Annotated in this window: 1 protein-coding gene; it reads right to left on the reverse strand. The window is 60.8% G+C overall.

The window, feature by feature from the left end; translation table 11 throughout:
- Positions 1 to 1,226: pyridoxal-dependent decarboxylase (locus AB0C20_RS36205; RefSeq protein WP_357569721.1), on the reverse strand; the 1,226-nt coding region annotated here is incomplete at its 3' end.
- Positions 1,227 to 1,302 lie beyond the last annotated feature (76 nt).

Raw genomic sequence — 1,302 nt, forward strand, 5'->3', positions numbered from 1 at the left:
GCAAGCTCAGGTTCATGAAGGCGCCGCAACCCCGGCCGCTCATCCACCAACTCTGAAAATCGACGTGCCAGCGCGATTCGCCGATCGGCGATTTCCGCGAGTCCGGTTCGTCCGTTGGTCACCATCATCATCCACAGCTTCAACGACGACCAGTCCTTCGTGCCGATGAACGGCGTAGCCTGCCCGAAGGCAAAGTCCTCCTGCATGATCAGATCAGAGTGACTCGCGACCATGCGCAAACTGTCCGGCCGCCGAACCAGTAACGCGCTCAACCCGTATGGCACCGCCATGACCTTGTGTGGGTCGACTGTCACGCTGTCGAACAACTCGATGCCCGCCACCAGGTGACGCAGCGCGTCGCTGAATGTGGCGACCAGACCCCAACATGCATCGGCATGCAGCCAGATCGCCGGATCGGCGGCGCGAACCACGTCATGGACCTCGCGCAAATGGTCGACAGTCTGCGTACGGCTGTCGCCGGCATACGCGACCACAGCCATCACCCGACCCCGGTGCTCATCCAACGATCGCGCCAAATCGTCCAGGTCATAACGAAACCCGCGAGTCTTCACCTCGATCACACGCGTCCCGACGCCGATCCAGGCGAGCGCACTCCTCACGCTGTAATGGCCGATGCCACGAGGAACTACAACACCGAACCTCTCGACGTCAGTCACACCGCCCACCATCGTTTCCCGTGCTCGCGCTTCGCGTGCCAACAACATCGCGACGGCATTGCTCGTCGTCCCGCCGTGCGTGACCACGCCACCGACGTCCCACACCGACGACACATCGGCGACATCGGCATTGGTGTACCCGATCAACTCCCGCAACCACCGCAGTACCGCGATCTCGATTAAGGTGGCGCTCGGCGAATCGAAACTCTGATTGATCAGGTTCTGCTGCGTCAACATCGCGAGCACACCACCGACCAACGCTCCCGGATCATCACCGGTATCACCGAAACCGAGGAATCGAGGACTCGCCTCGTTCTTACACAGCGGCAGGACCTCAACAGTAAAGCGATCCAAGGCCTGCTCGACTGTCAGTCCCTCCGTCGGCAACTCGGTGACCACACGATCCCGAATCTCATCGGTCGACATCCGCCTTGCGAAAACATCAGGCTGCCTCTTGAACAGAATTCCGAGATCGAGGGCACGATGCAGCGGGGCGCTGGCCGTATCCGCGGCCCGCCATCGGTCGGGCTCGTTCGGCTTCCTCGGCATGGCTTTTTCTTTGATTCGGTGATGGAGATGCATTCTGCCCCTTTGCGTTTCGGATCTATTGGCAAGCGAGGTAACG

This window comes from Micromonospora sp. NPDC048843 (genome assembly GCF_040649965.1).
GTDB lineage: Bacteria > Actinomycetota > Actinomycetes > Mycobacteriales > Micromonosporaceae > Micromonospora > Micromonospora hortensis.